This window comes from Streptomyces sp. NPDC059373, from assembly GCF_042751495.1.
Classification (GTDB): Bacteria; Actinomycetota; Actinomycetes; order Streptomycetales; family Streptomycetaceae; genus Actinacidiphila.
The window spans coordinates 1-19,167 of the sequence record NZ_JBHYXC010000010.1 but is presented as its reverse complement, the minus strand read 5'-3'; the positions used below and the strand labels follow the sequence as shown (position 1 = coordinate 19,167).

At 71.0% G+C, this 19,167-nt stretch carries 16 protein-coding genes and 1 pseudogene; 13 read left to right on the top strand and 4 right to left on the bottom strand.

Features of this window, described 5'->3' with window-relative positions; all coding sequences use genetic code 11:
• Positions 1–8 precede the first annotated feature (8 nt).
• The 5 genes from map (at position 9) to ACFXJ5_RS16555 (ending at position 5,212) form a co-directional block, all read left to right on the top strand.
• On the top strand, positions 9–857 hold the full coding sequence (gene map, locus ACFXJ5_RS16575; RefSeq protein WP_384631099.1) for a type I methionyl aminopeptidase: 849 nt from the start codon (positions 9–11) through the stop codon (positions 855–857).
• Between the two features lie 99 nt (positions 858–956).
• Positions 957–2,084 (top strand): iron uptake system protein EfeO, encoded by a 1,128-nt coding sequence (efeO, locus tag ACFXJ5_RS16570; protein ID WP_384631098.1) that lies wholly within the window; start codon positions 957–959, stop codon positions 2,082–2,084.
• A gap of 19 nt (positions 2,085–2,103) precedes the next feature.
• Entirely contained in the window at positions 2,104–3,384 is a 1,281-nt protein-coding gene (efeB, locus tag ACFXJ5_RS16565) for an iron uptake transporter deferrochelatase/peroxidase subunit (protein WP_384631097.1), read from the top strand.
• A gap of 6 nt (positions 3,385–3,390) precedes the next feature.
• The gene (gene efeU, locus ACFXJ5_RS16560) at positions 3,391–4,353 is read left to right on the top strand and encodes an iron uptake transporter permease EfeU (RefSeq protein WP_384631096.1); all 963 of its coding nucleotides are present in this window, start codon (positions 3,391–3,393) and stop codon (positions 4,351–4,353) included.
• Entirely contained in the window at positions 4,340–5,212 is an 873-nt protein-coding gene (locus ACFXJ5_RS16555) for a hypothetical protein (protein ID WP_384631095.1), read from the top strand. Before efeU ends, ACFXJ5_RS16555 begins: the two co-directional genes overlap by 14 nt.
• Before the next feature lie 10 nt (positions 5,213–5,222).
• Here ACFXJ5_RS16555 and ACFXJ5_RS16550 read toward each other — a convergent pair whose 3' ends face one another.
• A complete protein-coding gene (locus tag ACFXJ5_RS16550) occupies positions 5,223–5,978 on the bottom strand; it encodes a bifunctional DNA primase/polymerase (protein WP_384631094.1) in 756 nt (251 codons plus the stop codon).
• Between the two features lie 308 nt (positions 5,979–6,286).
• Between ACFXJ5_RS16550 and ACFXJ5_RS16545 the strand changes: the two genes are divergently transcribed.
• Positions 6,287–6,940 (top strand): heme oxygenase (biliverdin-producing), encoded by a 654-nt coding sequence (locus ACFXJ5_RS16545; protein WP_384631093.1) that lies wholly within the window; start codon positions 6,287–6,289, stop codon positions 6,938–6,940.
• 97 nt (positions 6,941–7,037) lie between these two features.
• On the opposite strand, the gene ACFXJ5_RS16540 is transcribed toward ACFXJ5_RS16545, so the two are convergent.
• Positions 7,038–8,381 (bottom strand): serine hydrolase domain-containing protein, encoded by a 1,344-nt coding sequence (locus ACFXJ5_RS16540; protein WP_384631092.1) that lies wholly within the window; start codon positions 8,379–8,381, stop codon positions 7,038–7,040.
• Positions 8,382–8,423: 42 nt separating this feature from the next.
• On the opposite strand from ACFXJ5_RS16540, the gene ddaH reads away from it, so the two are divergent.
• The 3 genes from ddaH to ACFXJ5_RS16525 all read left to right on the top strand — a co-directional run bounded on the left by ddaH (position 8,424) and on the right by ACFXJ5_RS16525 (position 11,935).
• Positions 8,424–9,230 carry a dimethylargininase gene (gene ddaH, locus ACFXJ5_RS16535; RefSeq protein ID WP_384631091.1) on the top strand — a complete coding sequence of 269 codons (807 nt, stop codon included), beginning with the start codon at positions 8,424–8,426 and terminating at the stop codon, positions 9,228–9,230.
• Positions 9,231–9,299: 69 nt separating this feature from the next.
• Positions 9,300–10,826: a phytoene desaturase family protein gene (locus tag ACFXJ5_RS16530; RefSeq protein WP_384631090.1), complete on the top strand. Its 1,527-nt coding sequence runs from the start codon at positions 9,300–9,302 to the stop codon at positions 10,824–10,826.
• Positions 10,823–11,935 (top strand): magnesium and cobalt transport protein CorA, encoded by a 1,113-nt coding sequence (locus ACFXJ5_RS16525; RefSeq protein WP_384631089.1) that lies wholly within the window; start codon positions 10,823–10,825, stop codon positions 11,933–11,935. The genes ACFXJ5_RS16530 and ACFXJ5_RS16525 overlap by 4 nt, the downstream gene beginning before the upstream one ends.
• A 4-nt stretch (positions 11,936–11,939) precedes the next feature.
• Here ACFXJ5_RS16525 and ACFXJ5_RS16520 read toward each other — a convergent pair whose 3' ends face one another.
• Entirely contained in the window at positions 11,940–12,923 is a 984-nt protein-coding gene (locus ACFXJ5_RS16520) for a small ribosomal subunit Rsm22 family protein (RefSeq protein WP_384631088.1), read from the bottom strand.
• A gap of 84 nt (positions 12,924–13,007) precedes the next feature.
• Positions 13,008–14,579, bottom strand: a complete 1,572-nt coding sequence (locus ACFXJ5_RS16515) for an APC family permease (protein WP_384631087.1) — start codon at positions 14,577–14,579, stop codon at positions 13,008–13,010.
• Between the two features lie 222 nt (positions 14,580–14,801).
• Here ACFXJ5_RS16515 and ACFXJ5_RS16510 point away from each other — a divergent pair, with 222 nt between their 5' ends.
• The 4 genes and pseudogenes from ACFXJ5_RS16510 to ACFXJ5_RS16495 all read left to right on the top strand — a co-directional run bounded on the left by ACFXJ5_RS16510 (position 14,802) and on the right by ACFXJ5_RS16495 (position 19,084).
• Complete coding sequence (locus tag ACFXJ5_RS16510) at positions 14,802–16,184, top strand: ethanolamine ammonia-lyase subunit EutB (protein WP_384631086.1); 1,383 nt, start codon at positions 14,802–14,804, stop codon at positions 16,182–16,184.
• A complete protein-coding gene (eutC, locus tag ACFXJ5_RS16505; protein WP_384631085.1) occupies positions 16,181–16,945 on the top strand; it encodes an ethanolamine ammonia-lyase subunit EutC in 765 nt (254 codons plus the stop codon). The genes ACFXJ5_RS16510 and eutC overlap by 4 nt, the downstream gene beginning before the upstream one ends.
• A 252-nt stretch (positions 16,946–17,197) precedes the next feature.
• Positions 17,198–17,688, top strand: a pseudogene (gene rpsR / locus ACFXJ5_RS16500) (30S ribosomal protein S18).
• Positions 17,597–19,084 carry a sugar transferase gene (locus ACFXJ5_RS16495; protein ID WP_384631084.1) on the top strand — a complete coding sequence of 496 codons (1,488 nt, stop codon included), beginning with the start codon at positions 17,597–17,599 and terminating at the stop codon, positions 19,082–19,084. The pseudogene rpsR and the gene ACFXJ5_RS16495 overlap by 92 nt, the downstream one beginning before the upstream one ends.
• Positions 19,085–19,167: the final 83 nt, after the last annotated feature.

Sequence of the window (19,167 nt, the reverse complement as noted above, 5' to 3'; positions counted from 1 at the left end):
TCGCTGACATGTCAGTCCTCGTGCCCGGGAAGCTCTCGCCGCCCCGCCCCGTCCCCGCCTCGATCCCGCGTCCGGAGTACGTGGGCAAGCCGGGCCCGACTCCGTACACAGGGCCGGAGGTCCAGGACAGCGAGACGGTCGAGAAGATGCGCATCGCGTCCCGGATCGCCGCCCGGGCGATGGAGGAGGCGGCGAAGGCGATCGCGCCCGGCGTGACGACCGACGAGCTGGACCGGATCGCTCACGAGTACATGGTCGACCACCAGGCCTACCCGTCGGATCTGGGCTACCGGGGCTTCCCGAAGTCGCTGTGCGCGTCGATCAACGAGGTCATCTGCCACGGCATTCCGGACTCGACGGAGCTGCGGGACGGCGACATCGTCAACCTCGATGTGACGGCGTACATCCACGGCGTGCACGGGGACACCAATGCCACGTACCTGGTCGGCGACGTCGACGAGGAGTCGCGGCTGCTGGTCGAGCGCACCCGCGAGTCGCTCAGCCGGGCGATCAAGGCGGTCAAGCCGGGCCGGCAGATCAGTGTGATCGGCCGGGTCATCGAGTCGTACGCGAAGCGCTTCGACTACGGCGTCGTACGGGACTTCACGGGCCACGGCATCAACACGTCGTTCCACTCCGGGCTGATCGTCCCGCACTACGACGACCCGCGCGCGACCACCGTGATCAAGCCCGGGATGACGTTCACCATCGAGCCGATGCTGACCCTGGGCACCTATGACTACGAGATCTGGGACGACGGCTGGACCGTGGTCACCAAGGACCGCAAGCGCACAGCCCAGTTCGAGCACACGCTCGTGGTGACCGACACGGGGGCGGAGATCCTGACCCTGCCGTGACCGCCGCCGGGCATGACAGGTTAGGCAAGGCTCATATAGGTTAGGGCAGCCTTCCCAAGGGAAGGCTGCCCTATCTGTCGCCTGCAGCCTGGAGCCCGCATGTCCGCCGCCCGTACGTCCGCCGTCACCGCCGTCGGCATAGTGGTCGCCATATCCGCTGTGACGGGGTGCGCCGAGAAGACGGACGCGAAGGGCTCGGACGTGGTGCAGGTGACCGCGACCGACAGCAAGTGCCAGGTCTCGAAGACCACTTTCCCGGCCGGGCACGTCAAGATCGCGGTGCAGAACAAGGGCTCGAAGGTCACCGAGGTCTACGTCTACACGCCGAGCGACAAGATCGTGACCGAGCGGGAGAACATCGGCCCCGGCACCAAGGCCTCCATCACCGCCGAGATCAAGGCGGGTTCGTACGAGGTCGCCTGCAAGCCCGGCATGAAGGGCGACGGAATCCGGCAGAAGATCACCGTCACCGGCAAGGGCGCGACGAAGACCGACCCGCGCCTGGACACGGCCGTCGCGCAGTACCGCCAGTACGCGCAGGCGCAGGCCGATCTGACGATTCCGGCGGTGAAGAAGTTCGCCGACGCGATCGAGAAGGGCGACATCGCCGCCGCCAAGGCGGAGTTCGCCGACTCGCGGATCGGCTGGGAGCGCACCGAGCCGGTCGCGGAGTCCTTCGGCGACATCGACCCGAAGACCGACACTCGCGCGGACGGCGTCGAGCCGGGCCAGAAGTGGACCGGCTGGCACCGCCTGGAGAAGGCGCTGTGGCAGGACAAGAAGATCGGCGCGGACGAGAAGAAGCTCGCCGCCCAGCTGGTCACCGACCTCGAGGACTGGCAGACCCGGGTCGGCAAGGCCGAGATCACCGCGACCAGCATGGCCAACGGCGCCAAGGAACTCCTCGACGAGGTCGCCACCGGCAAGGTCACCGGTGAGGAGGACCGCTACAGCCACACCGACCTGTCGGACTTCTACGCCAACGTCGAGGGCGCCGAGAAGGCCTACGAGCTGCTGAAGCCGGTCGCGTCCACGAACGAGCCGGCCCTCACCAAGGAGTTGGACAAGCAGTTCGCGTCGATCAAGAAGCTCCTGGACACCTACCGCAAGGGTGACGGCTTCGTGTCGTACGACACCGTCGGCAAGACCGACCGCAAGGATCTGGCCGACGCCGTCAACTCGCTGGCCGAGCCGCTGTCCAAGCTGGCCGCCGCGGTAGCGAAGTAGGAAGAGGGGACACCGGCTCATGGCTGAGACTGACAACACCGGCACCGCGACCGCCACCACGTCGCGCCGTTCGGTGCTCGGCTGGACCGGCGCGGGCGTCGTGCTCGGCGCGGCCGCAGCGGGCGGGGCGGTCGCCGCTCTCAAGACCGGCAGCGACGCGCAGTCGGCGGCGTCGGCGGGGGCGGCCGTCGAGTTCCACGGCACGTACCAGGCGGGCATCGTGACGCCCGTCCAGGACCGGCTGCACTTCGCGGCGTTCGACATCACCACCGACGACCGCGACGAGCTGGTCCAGCTCCTCAAGGACTGGACGGACGCGGCGGCCAGGATGACCAAGGGCCAGCAGGTCGGCGACGGGGCGGTCGGCGGCCTCGCCGAGGCGCCGCCGGACGACACCGGCGAGGCGCTGGGCCTGCAGCCGTCCCGGCTGACGCTGACCGTGGGGTTCGGCGCCGGGTTTTTCGAGAAGGACGGCAAGGACCGCTTCGGCCTGAAGAAGCACCGGCCCGAAGCGCTGGTCGACCTGCCGAAGTTCGCCGGTGACGCCCTGGACACCCGGCGCAGCGGCGGCGACCTGTGCGTGCAGGCCTGCGCCGACGATCCGCAGGTCGCCGTCCACGCGATCCGCAACCTCGCCCGCATCGGCTTCGGCAAGGTCGCCATCCGCTGGTCGCAGCTCGGTTTCGGCAAGACCTCCTCGACCACCCCCGACGAGCAGACCCCGCGCAACCTCATGGGCTTCAAGGACGGCACCCACAATGTCGCCGGCTCCGACAGGGCCACGCAGACCGAGCACGTCTGGGTCTCGGAGGCGGACGGCCCGGCCTGGCTGGCCGGAGGCTCGTATCTGGTCGCCCGCCGGATCCGGATGCACATCGAGACCTGGGACCGCACCTCGCTCGGCGAGCAGGAGGACGTCTTCGGCCGTACGAAGGGCGAGGGCGCCCCGATCGGCAAGAAGAACGAGCGCGACACCCCCAACTTCAAGGCCATGAAGGCAGACGCGCACGTCCGGCTCGCCCACCCGGACAACAGCGGCGTGACGATCCTGCGCCGCGGCTACTCCTTCACGGACGGCACGGACGGCCTGGGCCGCCTGGAGGCGGGGCTGTTCTTCCTCGCGTACCAGCGCGATGTGCGCTCGGGCTTCATCCCGCTGCAGAAGCAGCTGGCGCAGCACGACGCGCTCAACGAGTACATCCAGCACGTGGGTTCGGCGGTCTTCGTCGTACCGCCGGGCGTCCGCAACAGCGGCGACTGGTGGGGCCGGGCTCTGTTCGAATCCTCTGAAGGGAAGTGACCGATCGTGTTCGGCAACTATCTGATCGGGCTCCGTGAGGGTCTGGAAGCCAGCCTGGTCGTCTGCATCCTCATCGCCTACCTGGTCAAGACGCAGCGCACGGACAAGCTGCCGCCGGTCTGGCTCGGCGTCGGCCTCGCCGTCGCGCTCAGCCTCGGTTTCGGCGCTGCGCTGCAGTTCGGCTCCCAGGAGCTGACCTTCGAGGCGCAGGAGGCGCTCGGCGGATCGTTGTCGGTCATCGCGGTCGGCCTGGTGACCTGGATGGTCTTCTGGATGCGTCGTACCGCGCGGCATCTCAAGGCCGAGCTGCACGGCAAGCTCGACGCCGCGATCGCCATGGGCACCACCGCGCTGGTCGTCACCGCCTTCCTCGCCGTCGGGCGCGAGGGCCTGGAGACCTCCCTGTTCATCTGGACCGCCGTCCAGGCGACGGACGACGGCGTACGTCCCCTGGTGGGCGCCACGCTGGGGCTGCTGACGGCGGTCGTGCTCGGCTGGCTCTTCTACCGGGGCGCGCTGCGCATCAACCTGGCGAAGTTCTTCACCTGGACCGGCGCCATGCTGGTGGTCGTCGCGGCGGGCGTCCTCGCGTACGGATTCCACGATCTGCAGGAGGCCGGCCGGCTGCCCGGACTGGGTTCGAAGGCCTTCGACATCAGTGAGCAGATCCCGGTCGACAGCTGGTACGGGACGCTGCTCAAGGGCGTGTTCAACTTCCAGCCCGACCCGACCTGGCTGCAGGTCACGGTCTGGGCGCTGTATCTCGTCCCGACGATGTTCCTCTTCCTGGCCCCCGGTAGGGTTGCCGCGCCGAGTGCCGCCGCAGTCCCGAAGGAGCCCACGTCCGATGACCCGCAGGTCGCGCTTCCTGCCAGCTCTCGCCCTGCTGACACTGATGGCGTCGGCCATGACCGGGTGCGTAACGGTGCACGGGGAGCAGGCGCTCATACCGTCGGTGAGGAAGGCTGAGGCCGCCAAGGTCCTCGCCGACTTCACCAGCACGAACAACAAGGCCAACAAGAACTTCGACCCGAAGCTCATGGCCACCATCGAGACCGGCCCGCTCGGCGGCTCCGACGTGGCCGGTCTCCAGGCGAAGCACGCCAACAACCCTGCGGGCAATCCCTCGTACGTCCCCATTCAGCTCACCGACCCGAGCTTTCTGATCCCGCGTCAGCGTGGCTGGCCCAAGTGGTTCGTCGCCGACGCGGTCAGCAACAAGACCAAGAACGGCCGCTGGCTGCTGGTCTTCCAGCGCAACAGCTCCGCCGAGCCCTGGAAGGCCTCCCACCTCGGCGTCTACAGCGACTCCACCCACCTCGCGTTCGCCCGCGACGGGGAGGGGTACGTCGAGCCGGTGTCCTCTGCCGGGTCCGGTCTGCTGGTCCGGCCCGGCGACCTGAGCACGGCCTACACGGACTACCTGCAGAAGGGTTCGGCGGGCTCCGCCGTCTTCGCGGCCGGCCCCGCCACCTCGCAGCTGCGGACCTGGCGTACCGCCAACTCCCGTACGGCGACGCTCGCCACGCAGTACGCCGACCAGCCCGCCAAGGCCGGTGAGTACCCGCCGATCGCGCTCCGTACGAAGGACGGCGGCGCACTCGTCTTCTTCGCCTCGCACCACACCGCGAAGGACACCTCACTCCGGGCCGGGGTCGCCCCGCCGACCAACGCCGACACGCGGGCCCTGATGACCGGCACCGCGAAGACCTCCGTCACGTACCTCCGGCTCGCCGAGCAGGCCGCGACGGTGCCGCCCAAGTCGGCCGGCGGCAAGGTGGTCGTCCTCAGCCGCGTGGTCGGCCTCATCTCCGCCAAGGGCGAGTGACGTCCTCGCTTCAGAGCCAACCCGCTGTTTCCGGTTCGTGCTCGATCTGCGCGCAGGCGTCCGTGAGGACCCCGAGGAGGGGCAGCGGATCGGGCAGGGCGCAGTCGGGGCCGCGGCCCGGGAGCCAGGCGACGGTCTCGCCGGAGGGAAGACGAGCGGGCGGTACGAGGACATAGCTGCCGCGGCAGTGCCAACGCAGGCCGGGGTGTTCGTCGAGCGTCTCGGGGTGGCAGTCGAGTTCGCACGGCCACCATTCGTCCTCGTCCTCCACGGCGCCACGGGTGGCGGTGAAGAAGAGGAGCCGGTCGGCACCGTAGGAGGCCACGGGCCCGAGCGCCGCGCCCTCGGCGGCGAGGCGGTCCAGGGCGATGCGGCCGGCCTCGGCGGGGACGTCCAGGACGTCATGCGTACTGCCGGTGGCCGCGATGAAGTTGGCGAGGGGCTGGGTACGCAGCCACAGGTCGAGCTTCTCGGGGTCGGTGGTGGCCTGGGTGTGCCAGGCGAAGGACACCGGGTGCATACCGGGCGTGGGGCAGCCGATCCGGTCACACGAACATCGGAAGCCGGAGACCCCGGAGGGGTGTGCGGCGGGAGCGAGCGGCAGGCCGGCGGCCGCTGCGGCACGCAGCAGCTCCTCGCGGCGCAGATCGTCCCGGCTGCGGACGGCTGACCTCCGGACCGACCCCCGGGCCCCCGCCCCGTCGTCGCTGTCGCGGTCTGCCGAACGGCGGCGCAGCCAGTCGGACATCCTGCTCTTGCCTGCCATCGAGCCCCTTCCCTCGCCCGTGGTTACCCACGCTCCACAGTACGTAACGCCGCGAAGGGCGTAAGCGGAATTCACGGATGATGGACCCCATCCTGCTCCTTGTCAGGATCCTGTGCGCACGCGGGGTGCCCTCCGTTCAGCCGTGCTGCGACTGCGCATCACCACCCGGACACCTAGCGTCACAGACAGCGCCCGGGCGGTGGAGGGGGTCGTGGAGTGCCGGGGTTGCCGAAGCAGGAGTAGATTGGTTTTCCGACAGACTGTCGGTAACTCGTTGATGTGAGGGACTGAGCGGGAATGATTGCCTCATGACGCCGTTCTCCACCGTGATCCGCACGGCCAGCCACGACCAGCACACGCAGGCCGAGAACTCGACCTTCATGACCGATCTGCTCGGCGGCCGCCTCGGCGTCGACGCCTACGCCCGCTACACCGAGCAGCTCTGGTTCGTCTACCGCGCCCTGGAGGACGCCTCCCAGGCCGCGCGGCTCGCCGCCGACCCCGTCTCCGGCCCCTTCCTCCGCCCCGAACTCCTCCGCGTCCCCGCCCTCGAACGCGACCTCGACCACCTCCTCGGCCCCACCTGGCGCCCCCGCGCCACCCCCCTCCCCGCCACCCGTGCCTACGCCGCCCGCATCACCCAAACCGCCCACACCTGGCCGGCCGGCTACATCGCCCACCACTACACCCGCTACCTCGGCGACCTCTCCGGCGGCCAGATCATCCGCGGCATCGCCGAAAAAACCTGGGGCTTCCCCCGCAAGGGCGACGGCGTCCGCTTCTATGTCTTCGACGCCATCAGCAACCCCGCCGCCTTCAAACGCGAGTACCGCGCCCTGCTCGACGCGCTGCCGCTGGACGACCTGGAAAAGCAGCGCGTCGTGCAGGAATGCCGGGGCGCGTTCGCGCTGAACACCCGGCTGTTCGCCGACCTCGGCCGGGAGTTCCGGGTCAGCGCGTGACGACCCGCGGGCCCCGACCCCGGCACGACGGACGGAGTCCGGCGCAGCCGCCCGAAGCCCGCGAAGCGGCGCGAGGGCGGCAGAAAGAGGGGCCGGGTCAGCGCGTGACGGACCAGCCCGCGGGGTCGTAGGGGGTGCGGGTGAAGACGAAGGTGCCGAGGTCGAGGTGGGTGAGGGTGCCGTCCGGGTCGCGGATGAGGCGGAGGGTTTCGCCGGCGTAGTAGTCGTCGAGGCCGGTCCAGGTGCCGTCGGGTTCGGCGCGGAGGCGGGAGCCGCGGCCGCGGCCCGAGGCGGGGACGAGTTCGAGGTCCCGGCCGGCGCGGAGGCGGAGGGTGAAGGGGGCGGTGCCCCAGAACCAGGTGCCGGTGAGGGCGAGGAGGGCCGGGTCGTCGTCGGAGCGGGGCTGCCAGGTCTGGGGGAAGGCGGGCTCGCGGTCGGCCACGATGCGTACGAGGTCGGCGGCGATGGTGCCCGCCGGGGTGCCGGAGGTGGCGTTGGCGAGGGCGATGCCGGCGAGGCGGTCGTCGGGGCTGACCCAGAGGCCGGCGACGAAGCCGGGCATGGAGCCGGTGTGGCCGGCGAGGCTGCGGCCGTCCGTACGCAGGAGCTGAAGCCCGAGGCCGTACTCGCCGTCCGGGGCGGCGGGCCTGCGCATCTCGGCGAGCGTGTCCTGGCTCAGCACGTCCGGGGCGCCGTCGACCAGGAAGGCCGCCCAACGGCACAGGTCGGCGGCCGTGGACCACAACTGCCCGGCGGGGGCCATGATTCCGGTGTCGACCACGACCTCGGGCCGCATGACGTCCGCGTACGGATGCACGGCGAAGCCGCCCGCGTGCGGGGCCTGCGGGAGCAGCGTCGTACGGAGCATGCCCAGCGGTTCCAGGACGTCGCGGCGCAGGACCTCGTACCAGGGCGCGCCGTGGTGCCGCTCGGCGATCGCGCCGAGCAGGGCGTAGCCGGGGTTGGAGTAGTGGTGCCGCCGCCCGGCGGGGTGCACGGGCGCGCCCAGCACGTCGCCGAGCTCGGGGCGCAGTGAGCCCGGCGTGCGCTCCCACCAGGGGCCGGGGGTCTCGGAGGGCAGGCCCGAGGTGTGGGCGAGGAGCTGGGCGATGGTCAGCCCGTCCGCCGCCGTCGGCCCGAGGTGCTTGTCGACGGGGTCGGCCAGATCCAGCTCTCCCGCGTCGCGCAGCCGCAGCACCAGCACCGCCGCGAAGGTCTTGGTGATCGACCCGATCCGGTACTGCGTGTCCGTGTCCGGCGCATGTCCGTCCACGCAGGAGCGGGAGCCGTTCCACACCGGCTTTCCGTCACGTACGACCGCGCCCACGAGCGACGGCGTACGGCCTTCGGCCTGGCCGACCGCGATCCGGTGCAACAGCGCGCGGCGGGTCTCCGGGAGCAGCTCCCGGAACTCTTCGAAGTCTTCGTCAGGCGTTGGCATGGCGTCACCTTATGTGCGGGCGGCGGGTCCACCATGTGCATCATGAGCCAGCGCACGCCCCGGCGGTATCTGATGTGCCCGCCGACGTACTTCCGGGTGACCTACTCGATCAACCCGTGGATGGATCCCACCAAGCCGGTCGACCCCGCGCTCGCCCTGCTCCAGTGGGAGGACCTGCGCGACCGCTACCGCGCCCTCGGGCACAGCGTCGAGATCCTCCAGCCGCTCCCCGGCCTCCCCGACATGGTCTTCGCCGCCAACGGCGCCACCGTCGTCGACGGCCGCGTCCTCGGCGCCCGCTTCGCCAACGCCGAGCGCACGGCCGAGGCCCCGGCCCACCGGGAGTGGTTCCTCGGCCAGGGCTTCTCCCAGGTCCACGACCCCATGCACATCAACGAGGGCGAGGGCGACTTCGTCGTCACCGCCTCCTGGCTGCTGGCCGGCCGGGGCTTCCGCAGCAGTCCGCTGTCGCATGCCGAGGCCCAGGAGTTCTTCGGGCGCCCCGTCATCGGGCTGGAGCTGGTCGACCCGCGCTTCTACCACCTCGACACGGCGCTGGCCGTGCTGTCCGGCGACGACATCATGTACTACCCCGAAGCCTTCTCCCCCGGCAGCCGCGACGTCCTCGCCCGCCTCTTCCCCACCGCCCTCACCGCCACCGCCGAGGACGCCGCCGCGCTCGGCCTCAACGCCGTCAGCGACGGTCGGCACGTCCTGCTGCCCGCAGGTGCCGGTGGGCTCTTCCGGCCGCTGCGCGACCGCGGCTACGAGCCGATCGGCGTCGACATGTCCGAGTTCCACAAGGCCGGCGGCAGCGTCAAATGCTGCACGCTCGAGCTCCGCGACTAGCGGTTCCGTCCCCCGACCGAAGGCTGGGGGGAGGCCTACCCCCAACCCGGACGTGATACGAAAGGGCGCATGCCCCTACGTACCGCGTACGACGCCGTCATCGTCGGCGGAGGCCACAACGGCCTGGTCGCCGCCGCTTATCTTGCCCGGGCGGGCCGCTCCGTCCTCGTGCTGGAACGGCTGGACCATACCGGAGGGGCCGCCGTGTCGACGCGGGCGTTCACGGGGGTGGATGCGCGGTTGTCGCGGTATTCGTACTTGGTGAGCCTGCTGCCGCGGCAGATCGTGGAGGAGCTGGGCCTGAAGTTCGACACCCGGCGGCGCCGGATCTCGTCGTACACCCCGAAGGGGGAGGGCGGGCTGCTGGTGGATTCGGGGTCGGCGTCCCGCACGCGGGAGAGCTTTGTGCGGGTGACGGGCTCGGACCGGGACTTCGAGGCGTGGCAGCGCTTCTACGGGATGACGCACCAGGTGGCGCAGCGGGTTTTCCCGACGCTGACGAGGCCGCTGCCCTCCCGGGCCGAGCTGGAGCGGATCGTGGACGACCGGGAGGCGTGGTCGGCGCTGTTCGAGCGGCCGCTGGGGGAAACGGTGGAGGCGGAGTTCGCGGACGACCTGGTGCGGGGGGTGGTGCTGACGGACGCGCTGATCGGCACGTTCACGTATGCGCATGACCCGTCGCTGCTGCAGAACCGCTGCTTTCTGTATCACGTGATCGGCGGCGGCACCGGCGACTGGGACGTGCCGGTCGGCGGCATGGGCGCGCTCACCGACGCGCTGGCGGACGCCGCCCGCGCGGCGGGGGCGGAGATCGTCACCGGGGCGGAGGTGACGGGGATCGAGACGGACGGCGAGCAGGCCGAAGTGACGTACGCCGGTGGCCGGGTGGGGGCGAGGCATGTGCTGGTCAACGCGTCGCCGTACGCGCTGGCGGGGCTGCTGGGCGAGGCGGCGCCGCCGAAGCCGGAGGGGGCGCAGCTCAAGGTCAACATGCTGCTGCGCAGGCTGCCGCGGCTGCGGGACAGGACGGTGGACCCGAGGGAGGCGTTCGCGGGGACGTTCCATATCGCGGAGTCGTACGGGCAGTTGCAGACCGCGTACGAGGAGGCGGCGGCCGGGGCGGTGCCCACCGCGCCGCCGTCGGAGATCTACTGCCACAGCCTGACGGACCCGTCGATCCTCTCCCCCGAGCTGGCCGCGCAGGGCACGCACACGCTCACCCTCTTCGGCCTGCACGCCCCGGCGCGGCTGTCCTCCGCCAAGGACGCCCTGCTCAAGGCGACGCTGGCCCAGCTGGACGCCGTGCTCGACGAGCCGCTCACGGACTGTCTGGCGCTGGACGCCGACGGCCGCCCGTGCATCGAGGCGAAGACCCCGGCCGACCTGGAGCGGGAGGTCGGGCTGCCCGGCGGTCACATCTTCCACCGGGACCTCTCCTTCCCGTACGCGGGGGAGAACACCGGCCGGTGGGGAGTCGAAACGTCCCGCCCGAACGTCCTGCTCTGTGGCGCGGGCGCCGTCCGCGGTGGCGGGGTCAGCGGCATTCCCGGGCACAATGCAGCGATGGCCGTGCTCGAACGGGAGGGTGACGCATGAAGGACAGCGCGACGGCAGGACGACGGCAGTGGATGCCGGTGGTGCACCGCCGGCGGCGGGCCGGTGGCGCGGCCGGCGCCACGGACGGGCCGCCCCCGCCCCGCAAGTGCACCGATGACGTGGTCGTGGACTGCGCCGTGTACGAGGACGGCGTACGGCAGGCGACGCTGCCGCTGCGCGAGGCCATGAAGACCGCCCGCGACCGGCCCGGAAGCTTCGCCTGGATCGGCCTCTACCAGCCCGACGCCGAGCACTTGGCCGAGGTCGCCGAGGCCTTCGACCTGCACCCGCTCGCCGTCGAGGACGCCGTGCACGCGCACCAGCGGCCCAAGCTGGAGCAGTACGGCGAGACGCTCTTCCTGGTGCTGAAGACCATCGTCTTCGTCGAGCACGAGCAGCTGACGGCGACCAGCGAGGTCGTCGACACCGGCGAGATCATGATGTTCATCGGCAGGGACTTCGTCGTGGTCGTCCGGCACGGCAGCGCCCCAGGCCTCGGCCGCGTACGGCGCTCCCTGGAGGCCCGGCCGGAGGTGCTCGCGCAGGGGCCGGCCGCCGTCATGCACGCCATAGCCGACCAGGTCGTCGACGACTACCTCGATGTCGCCGACGCCGTCGAGCTGGATGTGGAGCAGCTGGAGGCCGACGTCTTCTCGGCCGGACACGGCGACGACGCGGAGCGCATCTACCAGCTCAAGCGTGAGCTCATCGAGTTCAAGCGGGCCGTCCAGCCCATGGCCCGGCCCCTGCAGCGCCTGGCCGAGGAGCCTTTCCCGTGCATCGACCCCGAGGCCGGCCGCTACCTCCGCGACGTCCACGACCACCTCACCCAGGTCCGTGAACGCCTCTCCGGCTACAGCGAACTCGTCGACGGCCTCCTCGCCGCCAACCTCAGCCAGCTCGCCGTCCAGCAGAACGTCGACATGCGCCGCATCAGCGCCGGCGCAGCCATCCTGGCCATCCCGACGATGATCGCCGGCTTCTACGGCATGAACTTCAAGCACATGCCCGAACTGGGCTGGCTCTACGGCTACCCGCTGATGCTGGTCGTCACGGCGACGCTGTCCTACACCGCGTACCGGGCCTTCCGCCGGGTCGGCTGGCTCTAGGACCTCAGGTCTGCTCCCAGGCGTCGCCCCAGTCCGCGTCGCGGGCGGCGCGGTACGCGTCGCCGTGCCGCTTGGTGACGGTCTTCCGGCGCAGGCCCTCCTCCACGGTGCACAGGTCGAGCAGGACCTGTCCCTTGCGGATCTGGGGATGCCGGACGATCCGTGCGGGAGCGGGAGCCGCGGGGAAGCGGGCGGCGGCGACGTAGCTGAACTTCTCGTCCTCGTAGGGGAGGGAGCCGCCCTTGACCTGGCGGTGGAGCGAGGAGCGGGTGACGCGGGCGGCGAAGTGGCACCAGTCCGGCGCCTGGACCGGGCAGGCCGCGTCGTGCGGGCAGGGGGCGAGGACGGTGTAGCCCGCGGCGATGAGCTGGTCGCGGGCGGCGAGGACGCGGGTGTAGCCGTCGGGGGTGCCGGGCTCGACGACGAGGACGGCGCCCCTGGCGGCGCGGGCGGCTTCGGCGATCACGGCCTTGCGGTCGGGGTCGGCCAGCTCGCCGATGACGTACGAGACGGTGATGAGGTCGGCCTCCGGCAGGCGTGCTGCGGAGGCGCCGCTGAGCGGGGCCCTGCGCCACTGCGCTTCGCGTACGGAGGCCGATTCGGCACCGGCGGCCAGCTCGCGGCCGAGGTCGAGTGCCGCCTGCGACCAGTCCAGGACTGTGCTGGTGTGCGCGGAGTCGGCGTCCGCCCAGGCGGCGGCGACCGCCCAGGTCGCGGCGCCGGTGCCGCCGCCGACGTCGAGGTGGGTCGCGGGGGTCCACTCCCCCGCCCGGGCGCGGAACTCGCCGAGCGCGGCCCGTACGGCGGCGTGCGTGGCGGGCATCCGGTAGGCCGCGTAGGCGGCGACGTCGGAGCGGTCACGGAGGATGGGCGTCTTGCCGGCCGTACGCCCCCGGTAGGTGGCGATCAGCCGGTCGACGGCCTGGGCGGCGCGGCCCGGCGGCAGTCCGTCGAGGAGGTCCGCGAGGGCGGCTTGCAGAGTGGACACAAGCGTCAAGGGTAAGGGGCGGGCGCCGTGGCACCCGCCCCTTACCGATCAGCTACCGATCAACCCCGGAGGGCGCTGCGCAGCTCAGCTCACGGCCGGCTGTCCGTCGGCGACGGGCGGGACCGCCGTGTCGACCGGGTCGGCGTGGTCGAAGTGGCCCAGGGCCGCGTACTGCGCGGGCTTCGTGGCCTGAAGCCACAGGGCGATGCCCACGCCGAGCGCGAACATCAGGATGACGGCCTCGGGCAGGTACTTGATGAACGCCACGTCGCCGTTGCCGGCCAGCACGTCGCGGTTCTCGATCAGCAGGTAGCAGGCGCCGATCATGGCCGCGGCGCCGACGATCGGGGCGACCAGTGTGGTGAACCAGTGGAAGCCGTCGCGGGCGGTGGTGAGGAAGTACCGGATGACCGCGAACGAGGTCAGCCCCTGCACCCCGAGGATGCCCAGCACGCCCATCAGCGGCGCCCAGGTGCCCAGCTTGGTCAGGGCGCCCAGCGTGCTGCTGTCGTAGACGGTGAAGCCGAGGACGATCAGGCCGACCAGGACCGTGACGGTCATCGACGCGGCGGCGGGGCTGTGGTGCTTGGAGGTACGGGCCAGCGGCGCGGGCGCGACGCCCTCGCGGGCCAGCGAGTACAGGTAGCGGGCGCCGGTGTTGTAGAACGCCATGGCGCAGGCGAAGGGGCTGACGATGGCCAGCACCTGCATCATGACCACCAGCCAGTGGCCGACGAAGGTCTCGGCGAGCGGATAGAAGGCGGAGTCGTACGTGCCGGCGAACTGGGCCTTCACCGCCTCGGCGGCCTGGCTCAGGCCCCAGCCGGAGACGAAGGCGTAGGAGACGATCATGTAGAGCACGCCGAGCCCGATCACCGAGCCGTAGGTCGCGGCCTTGGCGATGCGGTGCGGGTCGCGGGACTCCTCGGCGTAGTTGGGCGCCATCTCGAAGCCGACCCAGGACCAGAAGGCGGCGAAGAGGGCGACGCCGGCGGCGGCCGTGCCGAAGGTGTGGGCCGCGCTGCTGTTGCCGAAGACCTCGGCCGGGTTCATGGGCTTGGCCGACAGACCGTGCGCCCCGCCGTGCGCGAACACGCCGACGGAGAGAATCACCAGGGCCAGGACCTCGAGGACGAGGGAGACGCCCAAGATCTTGGTGGTCAGCTCGATGTGGAACCAGGCGAGCACGGTCATGACGCCCAGCGCCACGAACATGTAGACCCAGACCGGGATCTTCACCCCGGTCCAGGACTCGATGCTGGTCGCCGCGAAGTAGCCCATGACGCCGATGACCGACGCCGAGAAGAGCATGTAGCAGAGCGCGATCAGCACACCGGAGCCCACACCGGGGATCCGGCCGAGGCCTCGCGTGACGAAGGTGTAGAAGCCGCCGGCGGACGTCACCCGGCGGCTCATCGCGATGTAGCCGACGGAGAAGATCGTCAGCGCGACGGTGGCCAACAGGAAGGCGGCGGGCGCGCTGTATCCCGAACCCATGACGGCGACGGGGACGTTGAAGAGCATCGCTGTCATGGGCGCCGCGCCCGTGACGATGCAGAAGATGACGCCCGGCAGCCCCAGCGCGCCGGAGGCGAGTCGGTGGGTCGCCTCGGACGTTTCCGGTGCCGCAGGGGCTACGCCCTCTTGTACTGCCATCGAGTGGCCCCTCTCCGCGTTTCGCTGCATGTTGTCTGTTGCGTCCTGCGAATCGCATGGTGACAGCCCAAATGCGTCGTTCTGCTGGTCAGCGCGTTAACTCCGCGTCAACTACCCGCAGGAAAGGAACGTCTGTGTTAACTCTCCGTCCCCGCGTGGACCGGCGGCCCGGGCCCTCCTACCGTCGGCCCTGGGACGGAAAACGAACGGAGCACCACACAGATGAGCGGTTACACCGCGACGCTCGGCGGCCGCCAGTACCGCTTCGCAGGCCTCGGGCCGCTGCTGGCCGCCGCGAGCCCGGAGCGTTCCGGCGACCGGCTGGCCGGGCTCGCCGCCGAGTCGGCGCAACAGCGGGTCGCCGCACGGCTGGCGCTGGCCGAGGTGCCGTTGGAGCGCTTCCTGGCCGAGCCGGTGATTCCGTACGAGGACGACGACGTCACCCGGCTCATCATCGACACCCACGACGCCGCCGCCTTCGCGCCGGTCGCGGGACTGACGGTCGGCGGGTTCCGCGACTGGCTGCTGTCGGAGGCCGCCGACGCGACCGCGCTGGCCGCCGTCGCCCCTGGCATCACGCCGGAGATGGCGGCCGCCGTGTCCAAGCTCATGGGCAACGCCGACCTCGTCGCCGTCGCCCGCAAGGTGCGGGTCGTCACCGCCTTCCGCTCGACGATCGGCCTGCCCGGCCGGATATCGACCCGCCTGCAGCCCAACCACCCCACCGACGACCCGGCAGGCGTGGCAGCGGCGCTGCTGGACGGTCTGCTGCTGGGCTCCGGCGACGCCGTCATCGGCATCAATCCGGCGACCGACAGCCCTAAGGCCGTACGCGATCTCCTGGAACTGCTGGACGGGGTGATCGAGCGCTATGCCATCCCCACCCAGTCCTGCGTCCTGTCCCACGTCACCACCAGCATCGGCCTCATGGAGCGCGGTGCACCCGTCGACCTGGTCTTCCAGTCCATCGCCGGTACCCAGGCCGCCAACGCCTCCTTCGGCGTCACGCTGGGCCTGCTGGACGAGGCGTACGAGGCGGTGGGCACCCTCGGCCGGGGCACGGTGGGAAAGAACGCGCTCTACTTCGAGACCGGGCAGGGCAGCGCGCTGTCCGCCGACGCGCATCACGGAGTGGACCAGCAGACGGTGGAGGCGCGGGCGTACGCGGTGGCCCGGCGCTACGAGCCGCTGCTGGTCAACACGGTGGTCGGCTTCATCGGCCCGGAGTATCTCTACGACGGCCGGCAGATCCTGCGGGCCGCCCTGGAGGACCACTTCTGCGGCAAGCTGCTCGGGCTGCCGATGGGCCTGGACATCTGCTACACCAACCACGCGGACGCGGATGACGACGACATCGCCACGATGCTGACCATGCTGGGCGTGGCGGGGGCGTCGTTCGTGATCTGCACGCCGGGCGGCGACGACATCATGCTCAACTACCAGTCGGCCTCGTACCACGACGCGTTGTATCTGCGGGAGGTGCTGGGGCTGCGCCCGGCGCCGGAGTTCGAGGCCTGGCTGGACCGGATCGGGCTGCTCGACGAGCGCGGCGGCATACGCGACGTCACGGGCACCGCCCACCCGCTGAAGGAGCTGGCCGCATGACCGACCTCGTCGCCCAGGCCACGGACGCCACGATGTGGGCCGCCCTACGCCGCCACACCCAGGCCCGTATCGGGCTCGGGCGGGCGGGTTCGGCGCTGCCCACCCAGCACCGGCTCGCGCTCCAGGCCGCGCACGCCGCCGCCCGGGACGCCGTCCACTCCCCCTTCGACGCCGACGCGGTCGCCGGCGCGCTGACCGGACTGCCGACGCTGCGGGTGCGCAGTGCCGCCCCCGACCGGCTCACCTACCTCCAACGCCCCGACCTGGGCCGCCGGCTGGACCCCGCCGACCGGGCCCGCCTGCCGCGCGGCGACTGGGACCTCGCCTTCGTCATCGCCGACGGCCTCTCCAGCCGCGCCGTCCACGAGCACGCCGCCGCCGTCCTCCGCGCCACCGCCGCCCTCCTCCCCGGCCCCGGCTGGCGCACCGCCCCCGTCGTCCTCGCCGAACAGGCCCGCGTCGCCCTCGGCGACGACATCGCCCACACCCTCGGCGCCACCATGGTCGTCGTCCTCATCGGCGAACGCCCCGGCATGTCCGCCGCCGACTCCCTCGGCGCGTACCTCACGTACCGCCCCCGGCCCGGTGTCACCACCGACGCCGACCGCAACTGCCTCTCCAACATCCGCCCCCCGCTGGGCCTTTCCCACGCCGACGCGGCCGCGAAGCTCGCGGCGCTGATGCGCCGGGCGCGGGAGCTGGGGCTTACGGGCGTGGCGTTGAAGGACGAGTCCGACGAAGCGGCTCCGTTGGCCCCGTAAAGGGTTGCGGGCAGTCGTCTCTCCCCCAGCTGGACGCCGTACGCGGCGGCTGTGGCATCGGCACCGGCCGTTCCGCCCGGAGCGCCTGTATACGGCCCTGGAGGACCGGCCCGACACGATGCTCGCGTGGGACGCGGCCGGCGGGGCGCCGGAGCCCGTCGACCACGTCACCACCTGAGCCACCCGAGGGACACGACCCCATGAAGCGCGTGCGCGCCGAGAAGCCGGACCGGAAGAAGCGCGTCACCCCCCTTGACGCGGCCGGGGTCACGTATATCGACTATCGACTACCAGGACACCGATCTGCTGCGTAGGTTCGTCTCGGACCGGGGAAGATCCGCAGCCTGCGGGTGACCCGGGTGAGTGCGCGGCAGCAGCGGCTGCTTGCCCGGGCCGTCAAGAACGCGCGCGCGATGGCCCTGCTGCCCTACGCGGCGCGCCAGGCGCGGCGAGCCGGGATGTTTCCCGGACCGACACCTCAGATCCACCCGAGACGTCCCTGTGTGAACTTCAGGACAACTAGGCACCGAAAATTCACAAACAGCAGCGAACGTACACCTGTTTGGCCTAGCGTTCCGGGTTACTACGGCGCATCACCGCTTGGGGAAGTGGCTTGTGCGCCAAATCTGTCGCTATGTGCCAGGGGGGTCCATGCGGCGTGTCGTTGTCCCCGAAGTCGGAGTGATCGATTCCATCGCCGAGCGGAGCAGGCCAGTCCGGCCTGCTCCGCTCGGACTGAGTGAGAAGGCGCGTTGGTATCTGCCGGTTGCGGCGTTCGTCGACGTGGTCGGCATCGGCGTGGCCGTCGGGCTGGTCTTTCATGCCTCGCGGCAACCGCATCCGCTGCTGTGCGCGTACGTGGCGGCGGCCGCCTGGCTGTGCGTACAGGCGGCGCGGCATCGCTACGTCGTACGGTCGCTGGGCGAGTCACGGGCAACGCGGCCCGTGCTGTACGACTGGCTGATCCTGCTGGGCGTGCTGGCCGTCGCCCGGACGCTGCTGGGCGAGAGCTCGGAGCCGTTCCTGGCACTGCTGGCACTCACGCCGGGGCTGCTGCTGACGGCCGCCTGCCGAAAGCTGACGTACCGTCATCTGCTCGGCTCGCGGCGCGAGGCGCATGCCGTACGGCAGGTGCTGGTGATCGGCGAGCCGAGTGCGGCCGACCATGTGGTGGGCCATCTCGCCGCCCGTACCGACCATGAGTACGTGGTGGTCGGCGTGGTCCCGGTGGGGCTGGCCAACCTGGAATGCGGAGCACCGGTCGCGGCGCGGCTGGCCTCGGTCCCGCCGGCCAAGCCCAGTGGCGACTCGCGGTCGGTGCTGGACGCCATACGGGAGCACGGAGCGGATCTGGTCCTGGTCGCGCCGGGCCCCCGGATGGCGGGGGAACGGCTCCGAAGACTCTCGTGGGCCCTGCACGACGCGGGGGTGCCGCTGGCCGTACTGCCCGGCCTGACGGACGTCTCCGTACGGAGAGTGGAGCTCGCCTCCGCCGCAGGGCTCACCCTGCTGCACGTCAGCCCGCCCGTGCGGCGCGGACCCCAGGTCGGCCTCAAGGCGACCCTGGACCGGACCGGCGCGGCAATCGGACTCCTGCTGCTTTCACCGCTTTTCGGGGTGATCGCGGCAGCCATCAGGCTCGGCTCCAAGGGCCCGGTCTTCTACCGGCAGATCCGGCACGGCCTGGACTGCGCACCCTTCACCATGTGGAAGTTCCGCACGATGGTGACCGACGCCGACACCCGGAAGGCCGACCTCTCCACGGTCAACGAGAACGACGGCCTGATGTTCAAAATGCGTCGCGATCCCCGCGTCACCTCGATCGGCCGCATCCTGCGGCGCTGCTCGCTGGACGAGCTTCCTCAGCTCTTCAATGTCCTGATGGGTGACATGTCCCTGGTGGGGCCACGCCCGCCCCTCCCCGACGAGGTCGCGCACTACGACGAGGTCGAGCTACGGCGGCTCTCCGTCAAGCCCGGCCTCACCGGCCTCTGGCAGATCAGCGGCCGCTCGGACCTCTCCTGGGACGAGACGCTTGCGCTCGACCTTCGGTACGTCGACAACTGGACCTTCACCAGTGACGTCGACGTCATGGCCCGCACGCTTCGGGCCGTCGTGGACGGCCGAGGGGCGTACTGATGGGGCAATCCAGCCCCGCCGGGTTTCCAACCGGGTTGTGGGGGGCGCGGAGCCGCCGCGGCGCCGGGGGGGGGACACAACCC